The sequence below is a fragment of the Lutibacter sp. Hel_I_33_5 genome (genome assembly GCF_007827455.1).
Taxonomy (GTDB): Bacteria; Bacteroidota; Bacteroidia; order Flavobacteriales; family Flavobacteriaceae; genus Polaribacter.
Genome location: NZ_VISM01000001.1, coordinates 1,117,992 through 1,135,663 on the forward strand (window position 1 = coordinate 1,117,992; position 17,672 = coordinate 1,135,663).

A 17,672-nucleotide genomic window follows, 5' to 3' on the forward strand; every position below is an offset into this window, starting at 1 on the left:
TTATTCTTTGATTAAATTTAGTATTGATTGATAAATTTTCTCTCCAACATAATCACCATATAAATCAATATTAAAATCTATTGATGAATTTTTAAATTGATGAAATGCTTCTAAAATTTTAGATGGAATAGACGCTACAACTTTTGCAAAACCATTATCTACAAGCTCCACCCATTCGGTTTCTTCTCTAACAATAACACAATGTTTTTTATTAAAAAACGCTTCTTTTTGCAAACCACCACTATCGGTTATTACCATATTACAATTAGATAATAAAGTTAACATATCAAAATAACCAACAGGCTCTATTAATGTAATATTTGACGACAAATTGTACTTACTTAATTGCTTCTTTGTCCTTGGATGAAGTGGTAAAACAACTTGTTTCTCTTGATGAACCTTCTCTAATGTTTCAAAAATATTTTTTAAATTTTGTTCATCATCTGTGTTTTCTTGACGATGAATGGTCGCTAAAACAAATTCGTTTTCAACTAAATCTAATTCTTCAATAATTGTTGATTTTTGCGCAGCTACTTTTTTATAAAATTCAACTGCATCTTTCATGATATCTCCATGTTTTTCTATAGTGATATCCATATTTAAAAAACCTTCCTTTTTTAAATTATCTATAGCATTATCTGTCGGACAACTTAACAAGTCAGAAATTCTATCTGTTACAATTCTATTGATTTCTTCTGGCATCTTATTATTAAAAGAACGTAAGCCTGCCTCAATATGAACAACTTTAATGTGTAGTTTTTTTGCAGCTAATGCACCAGCAATTGTTGAGTTTGTATCTCCATACACCACTACAGCATTTGGTTTTTCTTTTAGAAGAATTTCTTCAATATTTTCTAGCATTTGTCCAGTCATAGCTCCATGAGATAAACTATGAATTGCTAGATTGTAATTTGGTTTCGGAATCTGCATTTCATTAAAAAAAACAGCACTCATATTAGCATCAAAATGTTGACCCGTATGAACAATCACTTCATTTACAACATCATACTTTTTTATAATTCTACTTAATACAGCAGCTTTTACAAATTGAGGTCTTGCTCCTAAAATAGTGACAATTTTATTTTTCATCCTTTTACGGTTTCAACAATAATATTTGCTAGTTTTTTAGTCAATTCTTTTCTATGAAATTTATTAATATCGCTTTCTACAATCAATAACTTATTATTCTTATAATCATTGTAAAATTTAAGAATAGTTTCTTTTAAAACTTCTTTATCTTCATAACCAACCGTAATTCCTGTATTTGTTGAATTAATAATTTCAGCTGCATCACCATCCGTTGGCCCAATTGCTAAGATAGGACGTTTTGCTTGTAAATATTCGAAAATCTTACCAGTTATAATTCCTTTTGCACTAGGTACTTTATTAATGGCTAGTAATAAAACTTGTGATGATTGTTGATGTTTTTTTACTTCATCATGCGAAACGTAATCTATTACATTTACATTATTATCTTCAAAAACTGCTATAGCATCTTTTACTTCATTAGCTATTTTTCCAATCAATTTAATTTCTAAATCTGTTTGAAAACCCTTATTTTCTAAACAAATATCTTGCAGAACTTTCCATAATAAAAAAGGATTTCTATCTGCATTCATTAGACCAACATGTGTAATAGTAAATCGTTTACCCAAAGATACTTTTACCTTTTCATCACCAATTTCAGCATCAAATCCGTTAGTAACAACATGAATATTATTTGATAAACTAGAAAAATTCTCTTTCATAGTTTTACCAACAACTAAAACAGCGTCCGAGTTTTTAATAACCTCTTTTTCTAAAGATATATGTTTCTTTTTTGATTTCTCAGTTAAAGGAAGTTGATGGAAATAATCAATTTCTGTCCACGGATCCCTAAAATCTGAAATCCATTTTACACCTAAGTCTTTTTTTATTTGTAAACCAATTAAATGTAAACTATGCGGTGGACCAGTAGTAATAATTATATCGACTTTATTCTCTGTTAAATATTCTTTTAAATACTTTATAGATGGTTTTATCCAAAATTTTCTTGCATCGGGAATAAAATAGTTTGCTCTAATATATTGCAACATTTTTACGAAAAAAGTTGGTTTTGAATCTAAAAATCCTGCACTAGTTTTTGCTTTATTACTTTTAAAAAAAGAAAAAATAGTATTTGGTTCTTTTATCGATTTCTTTAAAATAGTTATGTTTTTAGGAACTTCTTCCTCTAATGAACTATCAACTATTGCATAACTAGGGTTATCTACAGTATATACGATTGGTTCAATATTATAGTCTTGTAAATATTTCACAAACTTCAACCAACGTTGCACTCCAGAACCTCCCGAAGGTGGCCAATAATATGTAATTATTAATGCTTTCAAGTTGCTAAAGTAGTATATAAATCTATTAACTTATTAGATGTATGTTCCCAAGAAAATTCATTTTCAATAAAATGCTTTCCGTTTTCTCCTAAACGAGTTCTTAATTCTTCATTATTATATAGTTCTAAGATTTTATCACTAAAATCTTTTACATTTTTTTCTTGGTGAACTAAACCTGAATCCACTTTTTCAACAAGTTTTTTTTGAGCAATAGCATCACTTACCAAAAGTGGTTTTCCTAAACTCATATATTGAAAAATTTTATTTGCATAGGCTACATCATGTTGCAAATTTCTATGCAAAGGAGAAATGCAAATATCACTGGCTAAAATATACGATTGAAAAAGAGAAACATCTTGCCATCCTTCAAAATCTACAAAACTTTCAACATTTAATTTCTTTACCTGTTCTTTTAAAATTGGATCTGTTGTATTTTTACCAACAATTACTAATTTTATTTTTGGTAGTCTATCTTTTAAATTTTCCACAGCACTAATTGCAGTTTGCAAACCTCTTCTTAAGTGAGTATCTCCTAAATACAAAACAACAAAGTTATTCTTGTATTTATTAATAACATTCTTGTCTTGCTTATAATTAGTATAAAATCCTTTTCTGATTGTATTTGGAACTAAAACAAATTTATCTTTCTCTGCTGAATTTCTATTCGTTAAATCTTCTATAAATTCTGGTGAAACAGAAATAATCTTATCTGCCTTTTTAATAAATTCCTTTTCTTTTTTTTTCCATTTTTTTGGTGAAATAATATATTTTCCTGGAAATTTTTGAAGGTGTGGGTACAACTTCATAACTTCTGGCATATTATCGTGTAAATCTAAAACTACAGGTAATTTGTGCTTTTTATTTGCTTTAAAAACAGCTTTGGCAATTCTAATATCGTGTATATGAAGGGCTTCAATTTTATTAACTTCTATAAAATGTTTTATCTTTTTACACATCATAAAAGTATAGAACGGGACAGTATATGCTAATGCAGAAAGTTTATATTCAAGTTTATTAGATTGATATCTTTTAACTTGAATTCCGTTAATAAGTTCTTCTTTTTTTTGGTTTTTATACGTCAGACAAAAAAGAAAAACTTGATGACCAGCATGAATTAAAGAAATTGCCTCGTTCTCCACTCTTGGATCTGGTGGAAACGTTGAGTCTAGAATCATTCCAATTCTCATCTATCTATCTTTTCGGAATACACAGCATAATATCTTGGAGTAAACATCCTTAAAATAGGTCTAAATCCTATTTTTTTTATTGGACTCGTCCATTTTTTTGTTTCTTTAATTTTCCAACCAGACTTTTCTAATAACCAATCAAATTGCCAATCTTCAAATTCATGATAATGTCTATCCCACATATCAGTTTTACTTCTGTACGCTTTTGCAAACCATAAATTAAGCGGAATTGTAGTTACTAATTTTGTAGTATTAATTTCACATAACACATTAAATGGTGCTATTAAGTGTTCAAAAATCTCAAATGCTGTTACTGCGTCAACATTATATTCTTTTACCACTTCTGGCAGCAAATCTAAATCTTCTCCTTTTGTATTATAAACGGTATACCCATAAGATTCCATGATTTCACTAAAAGAATTTCGTTCGCCTAAGTCTAAAATAGTTGCTGGAGCTGGAACTACTTTTTGCAGAAAATTAATAGTATGTTCAAATCTTCTGTTATGATGTTTTCCAGCAATAGTCATGTACTCTTTTTTTATAAAAAGTAAATTTACCAAAAACTTATGTTTATATTTAAAAAACTTATATAAATTAAAAAGAGAACCTTATAAGGTTCTCTTTTTTTTCTACTTCTTTTTCAAATAAGTTTATCTATTTTCTAGCTACATCAAAATTACTTTAAATAGAAACCTTACACAAGAAGAGTATTAGGCTTTTTATAAAAAGCACAATTCAAATTATCAAAAAAATAATCAATTAGTTCAATATAGAATGGTTATACTTGTAGTAGATAGACATAATTCATAAATAATTTAATGAAGCTTAAGAAGTCATTTATTTTTATATTCTTTTTTGGAATTATTCCCTTTTCAACTAAAAGTCAAACAAAAAAAATAGATGATTTTAATATTGAAAAAATAGAATTATTTAAAGGGTCGAATAATGACAGCTTATTATTTTATAGTAGAAGACTTCAAAAATCAAGTGATAAATGTTTATCAATTAGAGGGGAAATTAATGAAGTATATTCTATATATCTAACTTCAAATTATCATTTATCTGAAAAAAAGGCAAAGGATATATTAGAAGAATTAAATGATCAAAAACCTATTTGCTTTAGAATATTAAAAATTCAAATTTTAAACAGACTTTTTTGGATAAAAAAGAATCAGAATGATTATGCAGAAGCTTTTAATTATTTATTAGAAGCAGAAGAAGTCTTAAAAACATTAAAAGAACTAAAGGAATACTATTTTACTAATAGGATAAATATTAAAATGCAAATTGCATTAATCAAAATGATTCTAGGCTATAATTTAGAAGCAAGGACTATATTAAAAAAATCTTTAAGTGATTATAAACTATTCTTTAAGAATAATGAAAAAGAACAAGTTCATTACTCAAAAATTCTAAATCATACTAGTTTTAATAATTTGATAGGAGAAACTTATTTAAACTCTAGAGAAAACAACAATACTACAATGTTAGATTCTGCAAGTTTCTATTTTAATAAAGCGTATCAATTTGCAAAAGAATTTACACCTCCACATAAAAATTCTGAAACTTTATACCAATTAAAAGAAGCTGAAGTCTTAATTAAAAAAGAAAAATTTTATGAAGCGATTTCTTTAACTAATAAATATTCTAAAAACGCTAAAGAATATAATACTACACAAAAAATTAATTATTTAAAAGCTGTTAGTTTCTACAAACTAAACAGAAAAGATTCAGCTTTTCTATTTTCAAATAATTATTTAAAAGGCTTTATAAAAAGCAACTATTACCAAACATATGTTCATTCAATATATGACATACTAACAAATCTATATTTTGAAGACAATAAAATAGACAGTGCTTTTAAGTACTCTAAACTTACTTTAAAAGAATTAAACTATATAAATAAAAGAAAAAACAAAGTAAATCAACCTCATTATTTATATGATTTTAAAAAAGCAACTGAATTAAATCAAGCAATTTTAAAAAGCGAAAATAAAAACCAAAATTCGTTCGTTTTAACCATTCTAATTTTAGGAATTCTGTTAATTATTTTAATGCTATTTTTTATAAATAAAGCTAAAAAATCTTCTCTTAGAATTATTGAAATGAACAAACAATTAGATAAAAAAGAATCTACACCAAAAAAAGAATATAACATTGATAAAAAACTGGAAGATGAAATTTTACAAAGCCTAAAAGAACTAGAAACTTCTAAAGACTTTCTTAAAACTGATTTTTCGATAAACATGCTTGCAAAAAAACTGAACACTAATAAGACTTATATTTCCTACATAGTTAACAAGGCTAAAAATCAATCGTTTACACAGTATTTAACAGAAGTTAGAATTAACTATTTAATCAATCAATTAAAAGAAGACAAGAACTTTAGGAATTATACAATTAAAGCACTTGCTCAAGAAATTGGCTATACAAATGCTTCTGCTTTTACTAGAGTCTTTAAAATTTACAAAGGGGTTACACCTTCAGAATATATAAAGTCATTAGAAAACGACACTAACTAACGTTTCTTTTTCTCATACAAAAACCACCCTAGTGGAATTAACAATAACAAAGCATAAGAGGTTAATGTTATCAAATTTCCTTTTTGAATAATTGTTGGTTCAAATTTGAATTCAATTGTATGATCACCTTTTGGAATTATCATTCCTCGTAACACATAATTCACATTAAAATGGGGCGTTAATTTTCCATCTACATATGCATTCCATCCATTCTTATAATAGATTTCAGAAAACACAGCAAATTGTTCTTTCAGTGTCTTCGATTTATATGTTAGATGATTGGTTTTATAAGCAACTAAATCAATGGTTGCAGTAGAATCTTTTTCGAAAACACGTTGTTTTATATTATCATTACTATTAATAATCGCACTGTGCTTAGTTTTTAAAGAATCTAATCCTTTAATTTCTTCATTTGCGTTTTGCACAGGAATCAGTGTATTAACAAACCAAGCATTTCCGTTTGCATTAGGATTTACTTGAACCTGGTCTCCTTCTTTTCCACCTAAAATAAAATACTTTGTGTTTAACATATTTAACACTTCAATATTATTCTTGGCTATTTGATAATCAAATAAATCTTGATACCGACCCATTTTAGCAGCATGATATCCTCCTATTGATTTATGAAAATAAGAAGTTCTACCATCTTCCATAGGATTTCCAGTAAAATTAGCTACTCGATAATGCGTTTTATCTTTTAAAATTTCCTTATCAACATTACTTGCAGTAAAAGGTTTCCTAACTTTTCTTGGTGAAACAAAATCTTCATGATTTACATATCTAAGGTTCACTGAAACTAAATCAAAAAGAATTAATATTCCTATTCCAATAATTACTTGATTATATTTTAACTTGTTTTTTAAGAAGAACCATAATGCAGCAAAGGAAATTCCTCCTAAAATTAACGATCGTAAACTGTCTTTAAATAATAATGATTTTCTTTCTGAAATAATAGCATCAACCAAACCTGGGATTTGAGTATAATTATCATCTCGGATTCCTTCAAAGGTTGAAGAAGCAAATGCATATAACAATCCAACAATAACTAAACCTCCAAAAGTATAGATTGCTTTTTTTAATGCATCAATTTTTATTTCTGATGAATGCTCTTTAGAGAAAAATTCTTTCAGACCTAAAATTGCTAATAAGGGTACACAAAATTCTGCAATAACTTGAATAGATGAAACCGCTCTAAATTTATTATACAAAGGGAAATAGTCAATAAATAAATTTGTTAGAATTGGAAAATTTTTACCCCAACTCAATAAAATTGAAAAAATAGTGGTTGCAATCAACCAATATTTTAATCTTCCTTTTACTAAAAAAACACCTAAAAAGAATAAGAAGAAAATTACAGCACCAATATAAGCAGGAGCTTCAACAATTGGTTGTTCTCCCCAATAGGTTAATGCCTGTTTAGAATAATAATCTGCTCCTCTTTTTCCAACTTTACTTTCTACTACTTTATAAAAATCAGTATCCTTCCCTAACTCTTCAACTGTTCCTCCGCCCATATATCTAGGAACAAACAAATTGAATGTTTCCTGAATTCCATAGCTAAATTGTGTAATATATGCTTTATCTAAACCTGATGTTTGTGCTTTTTCTGTTCCACTTTCACTGATAGTTAATTCAGATTTACCACGTGTACTAACATCTGCATATTCCTTCATGGTTAGTAATCTTGTTGAGTTTGTAGCGATTCCTAATAACAATGCTAAAACGATTAAACCAACTTGTTTTGCAAATTCTGGAATTGTTTTTTCTTTTATTGATTTATAAAATTCTATCAATCCTAAAATCAATATGGCAAACCCCATATAATACGTCATCTGCGGATGATTTGCATAAATCTCCAACGACATAGCAATACCCGTAACAATAAAACCGAGTAAATATCTTTTCTGATAAATCCATAAAACACCAGCAATAACTAACGGAATATATCCAATTGCATGCGCTTTTGCATTATGTCCAGGTCCAAAAATGATAATCAAATAGGTAGAAAAGCCAAAGGCTAAAGCTCCTAAAATAGCCAACTTCCATTCAACTTTTAAAGCCGTTAATAATATGAAAAAACTTAAAAAATATAGAAAAACATAATCTGCTGGCCTGGGTAAGAAACGTAAACCTTTATCTACATATCTAACAAAATCATTAGGAAAATAAGCACTCAGTTGATATGCTGGCATTCCACTAAAAGCACTTCCTGTCCAATAAGGTTCGGTTTTATTTTGGGCTCTAAAATCTACAATCTCTTTAGACATCCCAATAAATTGGGTAATATCACCTTGTTTAATTTGTTTACCCTGTAAAACTGGACTAAAATAAAGTACAGAAGCAATTGAGAAGATTAAAACTGCAATTAAATAAGGATGCCATTTTTTTAATTTCATAACTATTCTATTTCTTCAAAATCTACATATTCACCAACTTTATTATTTCCTTGTTGCTTTTTAACAGTAGATGTATCAATTACCGTCTCACCTTCCTTTACCGTTGATTTTCTCTGCTGATTTTGATTTTGTTGCGATGCTTTTTCTTGCATTTTATTCACTACTTTCTTCATTAAAAATGGCGCAAATAATCTAGCCAAAAATTTAAAAGCATAATAAAACAATAATAGAAAAGCAATTGTTTTTAATAAACCCATACGTAAAGTTACTCTATAAAAATTTAATCAAAAGTAACAATTTGCAACGAATAGAAACGTTAAGTATTTATAAAATTATACCAACAAAAAACTATTTGTTTGCAATTGGAGAGTGGCATTTTTACAGTATGTTTGTCTTTAGGCGATAAAAACGAACGCTTACCCTATTAGAATTAATATGAAACTGAAACTTTTAGTATTCTTTTTTTTAGCTTTTTGCTCAGTTTCATTTGCACAATATACAAGCATTATAAACTCAAATAACCCAGGGTTTTCCGAAAGCCCGTATAGTGTTGGCGGTGGTGTTTATCAATTAGAATCAAATTTATTCTTCAGAAACACAAGTATAGAACCTACGTTTTCTCAACCACAATCTTTAGGGTTAGATCTATCATTTAGAACAAGTTATTTAACTGATAAATTGGAGTTTATTGCAGATTTTTCGATTCAACAAGATAAAGTAGCATTCAAAAATATTTTTCAATCACATTATTATAAATCAGGTTTAGGAAAAGCACTAATCGGAGCAAAATATTTAGTCTATGAACAAAAATATATTGATAAATCGAAGGAAATACGGAGCTGGAAAAAACGTTTTGCTTTTGATTGGAAACGATTAATACCAAATGTTGGTGTATATGCAGGTATGCATGTAACTAATGGTTTACACTTTGATGGAAATTTAAGTCCGAGAGCGGGTATTTTACTTCAAAATAATCTCACATCAGAATTAAATGTGATAACAAATATTTTTTATGATAAAATTGGAACTGATGCTTCCGAATTTTCTTTTTTAATATCAAGTACTTATAATTTTAATTTACGATGGTCTATGTTTTTAGAAAGTCAGACCTATGTTAACAAAATACAAAACGGAACAAATTTTGGAGCAGGGTTTGCTTATTTATACCACAGAAATTTTCAAATAAACACTTCAGCTAGATTACTTTTTGAAGGAGAAGCAACAGGTTTTTATACTGGTATAGGTGTTTCATATAGAATTGACAGGCATTTAGATAAATTAAAAAAAGAAGCTAGTGAATTTGATCTATTAACTTCTGATGAAAATGTAAACTATAAAAAGAAAGGATTCTTTAATAAGATTTTAAACATTTTTAAAGGTAAAAAGAAGAAAAAGACTAAAACTAAAAATGAAGTTGATGTAGAAGAAACTATAGACGAAACAGCTACACCTAGAAGAACTAGACCAAAAAGAACAAGGAAAAAATCAGCACTTAGTAAAGATGGCGGTAAAAAGAAAAAAGGGTTCTTAGGTATCTTTGGTGGAAAAAAAGATAAAAAAGAAGGCGATAAAACATCAAAAAAGAAAAAGAAGAAAGATAAAAAGAAAGGCAAGAAGAAAAAAGTTGAAACAGAGCTTGAAAAATTAGAAAGAGAAATAAAAGAGTTAGAAGAAGAATTAAAAAAGAATAAAAAAGATAACAATTAGAAATCTTACATTTGTATAGTATGATTACGCTAAAAGAAATAACAACCAAAAAGGAAATGAAACAATTTGTTACGTTTCCTTTTTCTTTATATAAAGACAATAAATATTGGGTTCCTCCAATAATTAAAGATGAAGTAAATAACTTTGACGCTACTAAAAACCCCGTATTTAAAAACGCATCAGCTCAATTCTTTCTAGCATACCAGAACAATAAAATTGCAGGTAGAATTGTGGCAATTATTAACTGGTATGAAGTAGAAAAGCAGCAGATTAAAAAAATGCGTTTTGGTTGGTTTGATGTAATCGATGATATAGAAGTCACTAAAGTTTTACTTGAAAAAGTTAAAGAAATTGGTAAACAAAATAACCTTGAATATATTGAAGGACCTATCGGGTTTAATAATTTAGACAAAACAGGTGTATTAATTGACGGATTTGATCATCTTGGAACTATGATCACTTGGTATAATCATCCGTATTACAAAGATCATTTAGAGCAATTAGGATTTGTAAAAGAAAAAGAATATTTAGAGAATAAGTTTAAATTTAAAAATGTTGATGGTGTTTATTTTGATAGAATTAGTACTCTAATTAAAAAAAGATTTCAATTGAAAGCATTAGATTTCACAAAAACAAAAGACATTTTACCTTATATAGATGAAATGTTTGAAGTTTTTAGCAAAGCATATTCTAAACTCTCAACTTTTGTTCCAATTTCTGATGAACAAATTGCTTATTTTAAAAAGAAATATATCAGTTTTATCAATCCAGAATATATAAAATTTGTTGTTGACAAGGAAAACAAGTTGGTAGCTTTTGCTATTGTTATGCCTTCTTTTTCTGAAGCTTTACAAAAAATGAAAGGAAAATTATTTCCGTTCGGAATCTTTCATTTATTAAAAGCTAGAAAACATGCTAAGGATGTTACTTTTTACTTAATTGGTGTAGATCCGGAATATCAAAACAAAGGGGTTACAGCCATTATTTTTGATCAGTACACAAAAACATTTGCGCCGTTAGGCATAGAAAATTGCATTAGAACTCCTGAATTAGAAGATAATGAAGCGATTAGAAAATTATGGGAGAATTTTAATCCAACTATTCATAAAAGAAGACGAACTTACAGATTAGATTTATAATGCAGTTATTTTACAATAAAGACATCTCTAAAGAAACAACTCAAATAACTTTTGATAAAGTTGAAAGTAGACATATTGTAAAAGTACTACGTAAAAAAGAACAAGATATTTTAACTATTACTAACGGTAAAGGAATTCTTTTTAATGCTGAAATTACTATTGCTAGCGATAAAAAATGTATTGCAAGAATTGTTGATTTTGAAGAAAAACTAAAACCATGGAACTATTATTTACATATTGCCATTGCTCCAACAAAAAATAACGACCGATTAGAATGGTTTTTAGAAAAAGCAACAGAAATTGGTATAGATGAAATTACACCAATAATTTGTCAGAATTCAGAAAGAAGAACTGTTAAAAAAGAACGTTTAAAAAAAGTAGTGCTATCAGCAATGAAGCAATCGTTAAAGTTTCAGCTTCCAAAATTGAATGATAAAATCAAATTTTCAGATTTTATAAATCAAGAAATAGATCATCAATTTTTAATAGCACATTGTGAAGAAGGCAAAAAAGACACATTAAAAAGTATTGTAATAAAAGATACTAAAATCACAATTCTTATCGGTCCAGAAGGCGACTTCTCTCCTCAAGAGATTTCTAAAGCATTATCAAAAAAAATTACCCCAATAACATTAGGATCTAGTAGACTTAGAACAGAAACTGCTGCTTTAGTTGCAGTTCAAAATATAGCATTTTCACACCAAGTTTAATGATTTAATCTAAACAAGAAAAAGTATCACTTATAAGTAATACTTTTTCTTTTACTATGTAGAAATTCATATCTTGCTCATAAATAATTAAATTTTTGAAAAGCTCACTTTTTTTTATACTATTTCTAATCACTTTTTTTTGTTATTCACAAGAAGTTGCAATTCTAAAATATAATGGTGGTGGCGATTGGTATTCAAACCCAACTGCAATACCCAATCTAATAGAATTCACAAATTCAAATACCAAAACTAGTATCACTAAGATTCCTAAAACGGTGATGGCAAACGATATTGAACTATTTAATTTCCCAATAGTATTTATGACAGGTCATGGAAATGTTTTTTTTAATGATGAAGAAAGTGAGAATTTAAGAAATTATTTAATTTCTGGAGGATTTTTACATGTTTCTGACAATTACGGAATGGACAAATACATTAGAAAAGAATTAAAAAAATTATTCCCTGCTCTTAAACTACAAGAAATTCCAAACAACCATCCATTATATCATCAAACTTATACCTTTACAAAAGGAATTCCTAAAATACATGAACACGATAAGAAACCTCCACAAGGTTTTGGTTTATTTTATGAAGGAAGACTCATTGTATTTTATGATTATGAAACAGATTTAAGTGATGGATGGGAAGATGCCATTGTACATAACAACCCCAAAAATGTACGTGAAAAAGCATTAAAAATGGGTGCAAATATAATTGAATATGCTTTTAAAAACTAGTCCAGAAATAAATGTAGATGCTATTAAAATTAATTTTGACACCGAAAGCTTATGGATTTTAAATATAGCTATTGGTGTAATAATGTTTGGCGTTGCACTAGGTATTACCCTTGATGATTTTAAACGACTTATAAACAATCCAAAAATATTATTAGTAGGTATGTTTTCTCAATTTATAGCGTTACCTGCATTAACATTTCTAATAATTCTAGCTTTAAAACCTCATCCTAGTTTTGCATTAGGAATGATGATGATAGCAGCATGTCCTGGAGGAAATGTTTCAAATTTTTATAGTAAAATGGCAAACGGTAACGCAGCGCTTTCAGTTAGCTTAACCGCTTTTGCCACTTTAGTTTGTATAGTTATGACACCTTTTAATTTACAGTTTTGGGGAAGCTTATACGAACCTACAAATGCTATTTTAAAAACCGTAGAACTTAATCCTTATGAGTTATTTAAATTGGTGTTATTAATTCTTGGAATTCCTTTAGCATTAGGAATGTTGCTGAATAAATACAATCTTAAACTGGCAAAAAAAATCAGTAAAATCCTACGTCCTTTTTCTATTATTGTCTTTATTATTTTAATCTTAGGAGCATTTTCTCAAAATCTAGATATTTTTGTTAATCATATTCATCATGTAGCTTTTTTAGTTATTTTTCACAATATAGTCGCATTTCTCTTAGGATATTACCTAGCTAAAATATTTGGGTTATCTAAAAAAAATCAATTAACAATTTCTATGGAAACAGGTATCCAAAATGGTGGCTTAGGTTTATTGCTGATTTTTGGATTCTTCGGCGGATTAGGTGGAATGGCATTACTAGCAGCTTTTTGGGGAATTTGGGATGTATTTTCTGGGCTACTTTTAGGTTCTTATTGGGGTAAAAAGTATAAACATCTATCTGATTAGTTTTTTCATGTTAAAGATTCTTTGGTACAATTTTATTAAAGCATATATAAAAACTGGTTTGTTTTTTTATTCCAAAGAAATAAAAGTTGTTGGGTTAGAAAATATTCCAAAAAAAGGAGCTGTTTTATTTGCTGCCAATCATCCAAATGGATTATTAGACCCATTAGTTATTTCAACCTATAATCCAAGAATCAATCATTTTTTAGTTAGAGCTGCTGCTTTTAAAAAACCATTAGCGAAAAAATTTTTAAGTTCTTTAAACTTAATGCCGATCTATAGAATTAGAGATGGTAAAAGTCAGGTTTCGAGAAATCACGAAGTTTTTAATACGTGTTTTGAAATTCTAAAAAATGAAAAAGCATTGATGATTTTTCCAGAAGGAAGTCATGGTAGAGTCAGAAAAATAAGACCTATCAGTAAAGGATTCACACGAATTATTTTTGGTGCATTAGATAAATATCCTGAATTAAATATCACTATTATACCTGTTGGATTAACCTATCAAAATCCATCCGTTTTTCCTTCAAAAATTGCAATGCATTATGGAAAACCTATCATAGCAAATAAATTTTACCACAAGAATGATATAATAAACTCTACAAACAAACTTAAAACCAAAGTAAAAGAGTCTATGGAGGAAATTACAGTTTGTATTAAAGATGAAGAAAAGTATGAACAAACTTTATCAGAATTGAATACTGCAAACATTGATTTCACAGAAATTGATTCTGTAAATACTATTATTAAAAATCAAACTGATTTAACTCCATCAAAAGAGAAAATTAACTACATAAAACCGCTGATTTATCTTATTTTGATTAATAGTATTCTTCCATATTTTATTTGGAAAATAGCTGAAAAAAAAGTTGATGAAATTGAATTTGTAGATACATTTAGATTCGGTTTAGGAATCGTCACTTTTCCACTGTTTTATCTCTTACAAAGCTTAATTGTTTTTTACTTTTTTGGAAGTTCAATTGCTTTATATTACTTTTTAGCGTCTTTTTTAATCGTATTAATCTACACTAAATTATCAGTAATTAATTCGGAAGAATAGCATCTTGAATTATTTGTTGAATTTCGGTTCTTGCATTACTTCTAACCAAACCTCTATTATTCATAGTAGGGTAAACTCTGTTTGACAAGAAAACATACACAATACCACTTTCTGGATCTGCCCAAGTATAGGTTCCTGTAAATCCAGAATGACCAAAACTTTTATCGGAAACACAACCACATGTAGCTTTTACTTTAGGATTTAATTGTGGTTTATCAAACCCTACTCCTCTACGCACTTTTTTGTCGGCATAATAACGTTTATTAAATTGGGAAAAAGTAGTTGATTTAAAAAACTCCTTACCTCCATAAAACCCTTCCTGTAAATACATTTGCATAATCTTAGCGATATCATTTGCATTGGCAAATAAACCCGCATGACCTCCTACTCCACCTTGCATAGCTGCCCCCATGTCGTGTACATAACCTTGCAATAATTGATCTCGATAATAATCATCTTTTTCGGTAGGTACTATTGCTTTCTTGGCAAATTTTTTAAGCGGTAAATACGATGTTCTATTTGCTCCTAAAGGTTTGTATAAAACCTTATCAGAAAGTTTATCTAACGATTTTTTATGCTTCTTTTCTATTGCTTCTTTTATCAAATAATACCCTAAGTCGCTATACTTATATCCTTTCCGCTCACGTTGATCTGCTTCTTTAATAAACTTAAAAATTGAATCTTTATAACTTTTATGGAGGTATAAATTTTTAGCCACTTTTATTCTAAATTTCTTACTCCATTTATTGCTATATAAATTGACTAAATTTTCTCCTGTGATACTATCTTGAGTATCCTTATAAAAAGGGATCCATGCTTTTAATCTCGCAACGTGAGACAATACTTCTCGCACCTCTAAGGTATCCTTGTTCGACTTTGCTAATTTTGGCAACATATCTCCCAAACTAGAAAATAAACTCATTTTTTTTTCATCAATTGAATGCATTACCATAGGCAATGTTGACAATATTTTGGTTAATGAGGCAACATCATAAACATCAGATTTTTTTACTTTTCTCTTTTCATGATTTGTGTGATATCCAAAACTTTTATTATAAATTACTTTACCATGTCTTGCTACCAAAATTTGTGCTCCTGGCGCCATTCTTTTTCGAACAACAATTTTTGCAACTGAATCAATTTTTTTTAAATGTTTCGAAGACATATTAACCTCTTCTGGAATCGAATATCCTAATCTTTTTAAAGATGTTCTTTCAATACCATTACCTACAGAGAAATCTTCTCCAATAGAAACAGGCAATTTTCCTTTAACATCAATAGCTCCAAAAATAGCTTGTGCAGAAATTTCTTGTGCTAGTTTACTATTCTGATAAGAAACCAGTAATCCATCTATATTGGTTAACGATTTTAATTGCAATAAAGAATACGGGCTTGCCATAATATTTAAAATCACCTTGTTTTCTCTAGCGATTTCTTGAAGCTTTACCAATTCTCTTTCTTTAAACTTAAACCCTTTCCATGGATGCGCATTCGATTTATGATAGCCAATAATTACCAAATCGTACTTTTTTAATTTTTTAATAAGGCGATTCAGTTTTTTATCAGAAACAATATCTATTCGCGTATAATTCTTAAGCATAGAAACAAAATCAGAGTTTTTTGCATCCCCTAATTTTACATACGCTATTTTTTTATCTGTCAATTCTTTTATTGGTAATACACTGTTAACATCCTTTAAAAAAGTAATGGAGTTTTTTACCAAATCACGATGTAATAATTCATCTTTAATACTATTTAAATCATCATTTAAATTTTCTTCTTTTATCGGTTGATAATCATATAACCCAGCCCAATATTTTGCTTTTAAAATTTTTCTTACAGATATATCTAATCTTTCTTCAGTTAATTGTCCGGAGTCTAGAGCGGATTTAAATAATGTAACAGAACCGGGAACATCTTGTGGAATTAATAACATATCATTTCCAGCTAAAATCGCCGCTAAATCAATCTCTGAAGAAGTTGCATAATTAGCCGCACCTTTCATATTTAATCCGTCGGTAATAACCAAGCCTTGAAAACCTAATTTATGTTGTAATAAATCTGTTGTTACATTTTTTGATAATGATGATGGTAAAGTTTCATCTGGTTCTAATTTTGGAATGCTTAAATGTGCTGTCATAACACTACCAACACCAGCTTCAAAAAGTCGTTTATAAGGATACAATTCTATAGAATCTAATCGTTCTTCATCAAAATTGATAACGGGTAGTGTATGATGAGAATCAGTTGCAGTATCTCCATGACCTGGAAAATGTTTCGCATTTGCTAAAACCCCTTGTCTTTGCATTCCTCTTATAAGCGCTATAGCTTTTTGAGTAACATTTTCTTTACTTTCTCCAAAAGAACGATTTCCAATGATTGGATTGTCAGGGTTTGTATTGATATCTACTACTGGTGCAAAATTAACATGAATTCCAACACGTTTACAATGCTTTCCTAAACGCGTACCAAAATCTTCTATCAATTGATTATTTTCTATAGCTCCTAATGTCATATTCCACGGGAAACGGTACGTGTTTTTAAGTCGCATATCTAATCCCCATTCTCCATCAAAACCAATTAATAAAGGTGTTTTTGCTAATGCCTGATATTTATTATTTAATGCAACTTGTTTTTGTGGAGTTCCTTGCATAAAAATTAAATTACCAACATGATATTTGGTAATCATTTCATTGATAAAATCTTCATGTTTTTTATCCAAATTAGAATAGGCTTGCACCATAAAAAGTTGACCGATTTTTTCATCAACAGACATATTTGTTAAAAGACTATCTACCCAGACTTCTTGGGCTTCAAAATCTTTTGTACGAAGCGGATCTATTTGTTGTGCAAAACCAATTGCAACAAAAAAAAGTATATATAATAAACTTAATTTTCTACTCATTCCCCTAATTTTCTTTTTCTAAATCAATTG

At 28.4% G+C, this 17,672-nt stretch carries 14 protein-coding genes; 7 read left to right on the plus strand and 7 right to left on the minus strand.

Features of this window, described 5'->3' with window-relative positions:
• The 4 genes from wecB to OD91_RS04850 are packed head-to-tail and all read right to left on the minus strand — an operon-like array spanning position 1 to position 4,083.
• Positions 1–1,089 carry a non-hydrolyzing UDP-N-acetylglucosamine 2-epimerase gene (gene wecB / locus OD91_RS04835; RefSeq protein ID WP_144895258.1) on the minus strand — a complete coding sequence of 363 codons (1,089 nt, stop codon included), beginning with the start codon at positions 1,087–1,089 and terminating at the stop codon, positions 1–3.
• Entirely contained in the window at positions 1,086–2,369 is a 1,284-nt protein-coding gene (locus tag OD91_RS04840) for a glycosyltransferase family 4 protein (protein WP_144895259.1), read from the minus strand. The genes wecB and OD91_RS04840 overlap by 4 nt, the downstream gene beginning before the upstream one ends.
• On the minus strand, positions 2,366–3,556 hold the full coding sequence (locus OD91_RS04845; RefSeq protein WP_144895260.1) for a glycosyltransferase family 4 protein: 1,191 nt from the start codon (positions 3,554–3,556) through the stop codon (positions 2,366–2,368). The genes OD91_RS04840 and OD91_RS04845 overlap by 4 nt, the downstream gene beginning before the upstream one ends.
• Positions 3,553–4,083: a methyltransferase gene (locus OD91_RS04850; protein WP_144895261.1), complete on the minus strand. Its 531-nt coding sequence runs from the start codon at positions 4,081–4,083 to the stop codon at positions 3,553–3,555. Before OD91_RS04850 ends, OD91_RS04845 begins: the two co-directional genes overlap by 4 nt.
• Before the next feature lie 291 nt (positions 4,084–4,374).
• Between OD91_RS04850 and OD91_RS04855 the strand changes: the two genes are divergently transcribed.
• Positions 4,375–6,078, plus strand: a complete 1,704-nt coding sequence (locus OD91_RS04855) for an AraC family transcriptional regulator (protein WP_144895262.1) — start codon at positions 4,375–4,377, stop codon at positions 6,076–6,078.
• On the opposite strand, the gene OD91_RS04860 is transcribed toward OD91_RS04855, so the two are convergent.
• Both OD91_RS04860 and OD91_RS04865 read right to left on the minus strand, forming a co-directional pair.
• The gene (locus tag OD91_RS04860; protein WP_144895263.1) at positions 6,075–8,474 is read right to left on the minus strand and encodes a YfhO family protein; all 2,400 of its coding nucleotides are present in this window, start codon (positions 8,472–8,474) and stop codon (positions 6,075–6,077) included. The two genes, OD91_RS04855 and OD91_RS04860, sit on opposite strands and share 4 nt — an antisense overlap.
• Before the next feature lie 2 nt (positions 8,475–8,476).
• Positions 8,477–8,731, minus strand: coding sequence for a DUF4834 family protein (locus OD91_RS04865; RefSeq protein WP_144895264.1), 255 nt, complete (start codon positions 8,729–8,731; stop codon positions 8,477–8,479).
• A 178-nt stretch (positions 8,732–8,909) separates the two neighbouring features.
• On the opposite strand from OD91_RS04865, the gene OD91_RS04870 reads away from it, so the two are divergent.
• The 6 genes from OD91_RS04870 to OD91_RS04895 all read left to right on the plus strand — a co-directional run bounded on the left by OD91_RS04870 (position 8,910) and on the right by OD91_RS04895 (position 14,737).
• Complete coding sequence (locus OD91_RS04870) at positions 8,910–10,181, plus strand: transporter (RefSeq protein ID WP_144895265.1); 1,272 nt, start codon at positions 8,910–8,912, stop codon at positions 10,179–10,181.
• A gap of 20 nt (positions 10,182–10,201) precedes the next feature.
• Positions 10,202–11,320: a GNAT family N-acetyltransferase gene (locus tag OD91_RS04875; RefSeq protein ID WP_144895266.1), complete on the plus strand. Its 1,119-nt coding sequence runs from the start codon at positions 10,202–10,204 to the stop codon at positions 11,318–11,320.
• Positions 11,320–12,030: a 16S rRNA (uracil(1498)-N(3))-methyltransferase gene (locus OD91_RS04880; RefSeq protein ID WP_144895267.1), complete on the plus strand. Its 711-nt coding sequence runs from the start codon at positions 11,320–11,322 to the stop codon at positions 12,028–12,030. The genes OD91_RS04875 and OD91_RS04880 overlap by 1 nt, the downstream gene beginning before the upstream one ends.
• 95 nt (positions 12,031–12,125) lie before the next feature.
• Positions 12,126–12,767 carry a DUF4159 domain-containing protein gene (locus OD91_RS04885; RefSeq protein WP_144895268.1) on the plus strand — a complete coding sequence of 214 codons (642 nt, stop codon included), beginning with the start codon at positions 12,126–12,128 and terminating at the stop codon, positions 12,765–12,767.
• Positions 12,751–13,680, plus strand: coding sequence for a bile acid:sodium symporter family protein (locus OD91_RS04890; RefSeq protein ID WP_144895269.1), 930 nt, complete (start codon positions 12,751–12,753; stop codon positions 13,678–13,680). The genes OD91_RS04885 and OD91_RS04890 overlap by 17 nt, the downstream gene beginning before the upstream one ends.
• A gap of 7 nt (positions 13,681–13,687) precedes the next feature.
• On the plus strand, positions 13,688–14,737 hold the full coding sequence (locus OD91_RS04895) for a lysophospholipid acyltransferase family protein (RefSeq protein ID WP_144895270.1): 1,050 nt from the start codon (positions 13,688–13,690) through the stop codon (positions 14,735–14,737).
• On the opposite strand, the gene OD91_RS04900 is transcribed toward OD91_RS04895, so the two are convergent.
• On the minus strand, positions 14,721–17,642 hold the full coding sequence (locus tag OD91_RS04900) for a glycoside hydrolase family 3 N-terminal domain-containing protein (RefSeq protein ID WP_144895271.1): 2,922 nt from the start codon (positions 17,640–17,642) through the stop codon (positions 14,721–14,723). The genes OD91_RS04895 and OD91_RS04900 overlap by 17 nt on opposite strands.
• Positions 17,643–17,672: the final 30 nt, after the last annotated feature.

Bases quoted from the DNA above. Each gene is read 5' to 3' on its own strand.
- OD91_RS04880 (WP_144895267.1), top strand. From the start codon at position 11,320: ATGCAGTTATTTTACAATAAAGACATCTCTAAAGAAACAACTCAAATA.
- OD91_RS04895 (WP_144895270.1), top strand. From the start codon at position 13,688: ATGTTAAAGATTCTTTGGTACAATTTTATTAAAGCATATATAAAAACT.
- OD91_RS04865 (WP_144895264.1), bottom strand. From the start codon at position 8,731: ATGGGTTTATTAAAAACAATTGCTTTTCTATTATTGTTTTATTATGCT.
- OD91_RS04900 (WP_144895271.1), bottom strand. From the start codon at position 17,642: ATGAGTAGAAAATTAAGTTTATTATATATACTTTTTTTTGTTGCAATT.
- wecB (WP_144895258.1), bottom strand. From the start codon at position 1,089: ATGAAAAATAAAATTGTCACTATTTTAGGAGCAAGACCTCAATTTGTA.
- OD91_RS04845 (WP_144895260.1), bottom strand. From the start codon at position 3,556: ATGAGAATTGGAATGATTCTAGACTCAACGTTTCCACCAGATCCAAGA.
- OD91_RS04860 (WP_144895263.1), bottom strand. From the start codon at position 8,474: ATGAAATTAAAAAAATGGCATCCTTATTTAATTGCAGTTTTAATCTTC.
- OD91_RS04875 (WP_144895266.1), top strand. From the start codon at position 10,202: ATGATTACGCTAAAAGAAATAACAACCAAAAAGGAAATGAAACAATTT.
- OD91_RS04870 (WP_144895265.1), top strand. From the start codon at position 8,910: ATGAAACTGAAACTTTTAGTATTCTTTTTTTTAGCTTTTTGCTCAGTT.
- OD91_RS04850 (WP_144895261.1), bottom strand. From the start codon at position 4,083: ATGACTATTGCTGGAAAACATCATAACAGAAGATTTGAACATACTATT.
- OD91_RS04890 (WP_144895269.1), top strand. From the start codon at position 12,751: ATGCTTTTAAAAACTAGTCCAGAAATAAATGTAGATGCTATTAAAATT.
- OD91_RS04855 (WP_144895262.1), top strand. From the start codon at position 4,375: ATGAAGCTTAAGAAGTCATTTATTTTTATATTCTTTTTTGGAATTATT.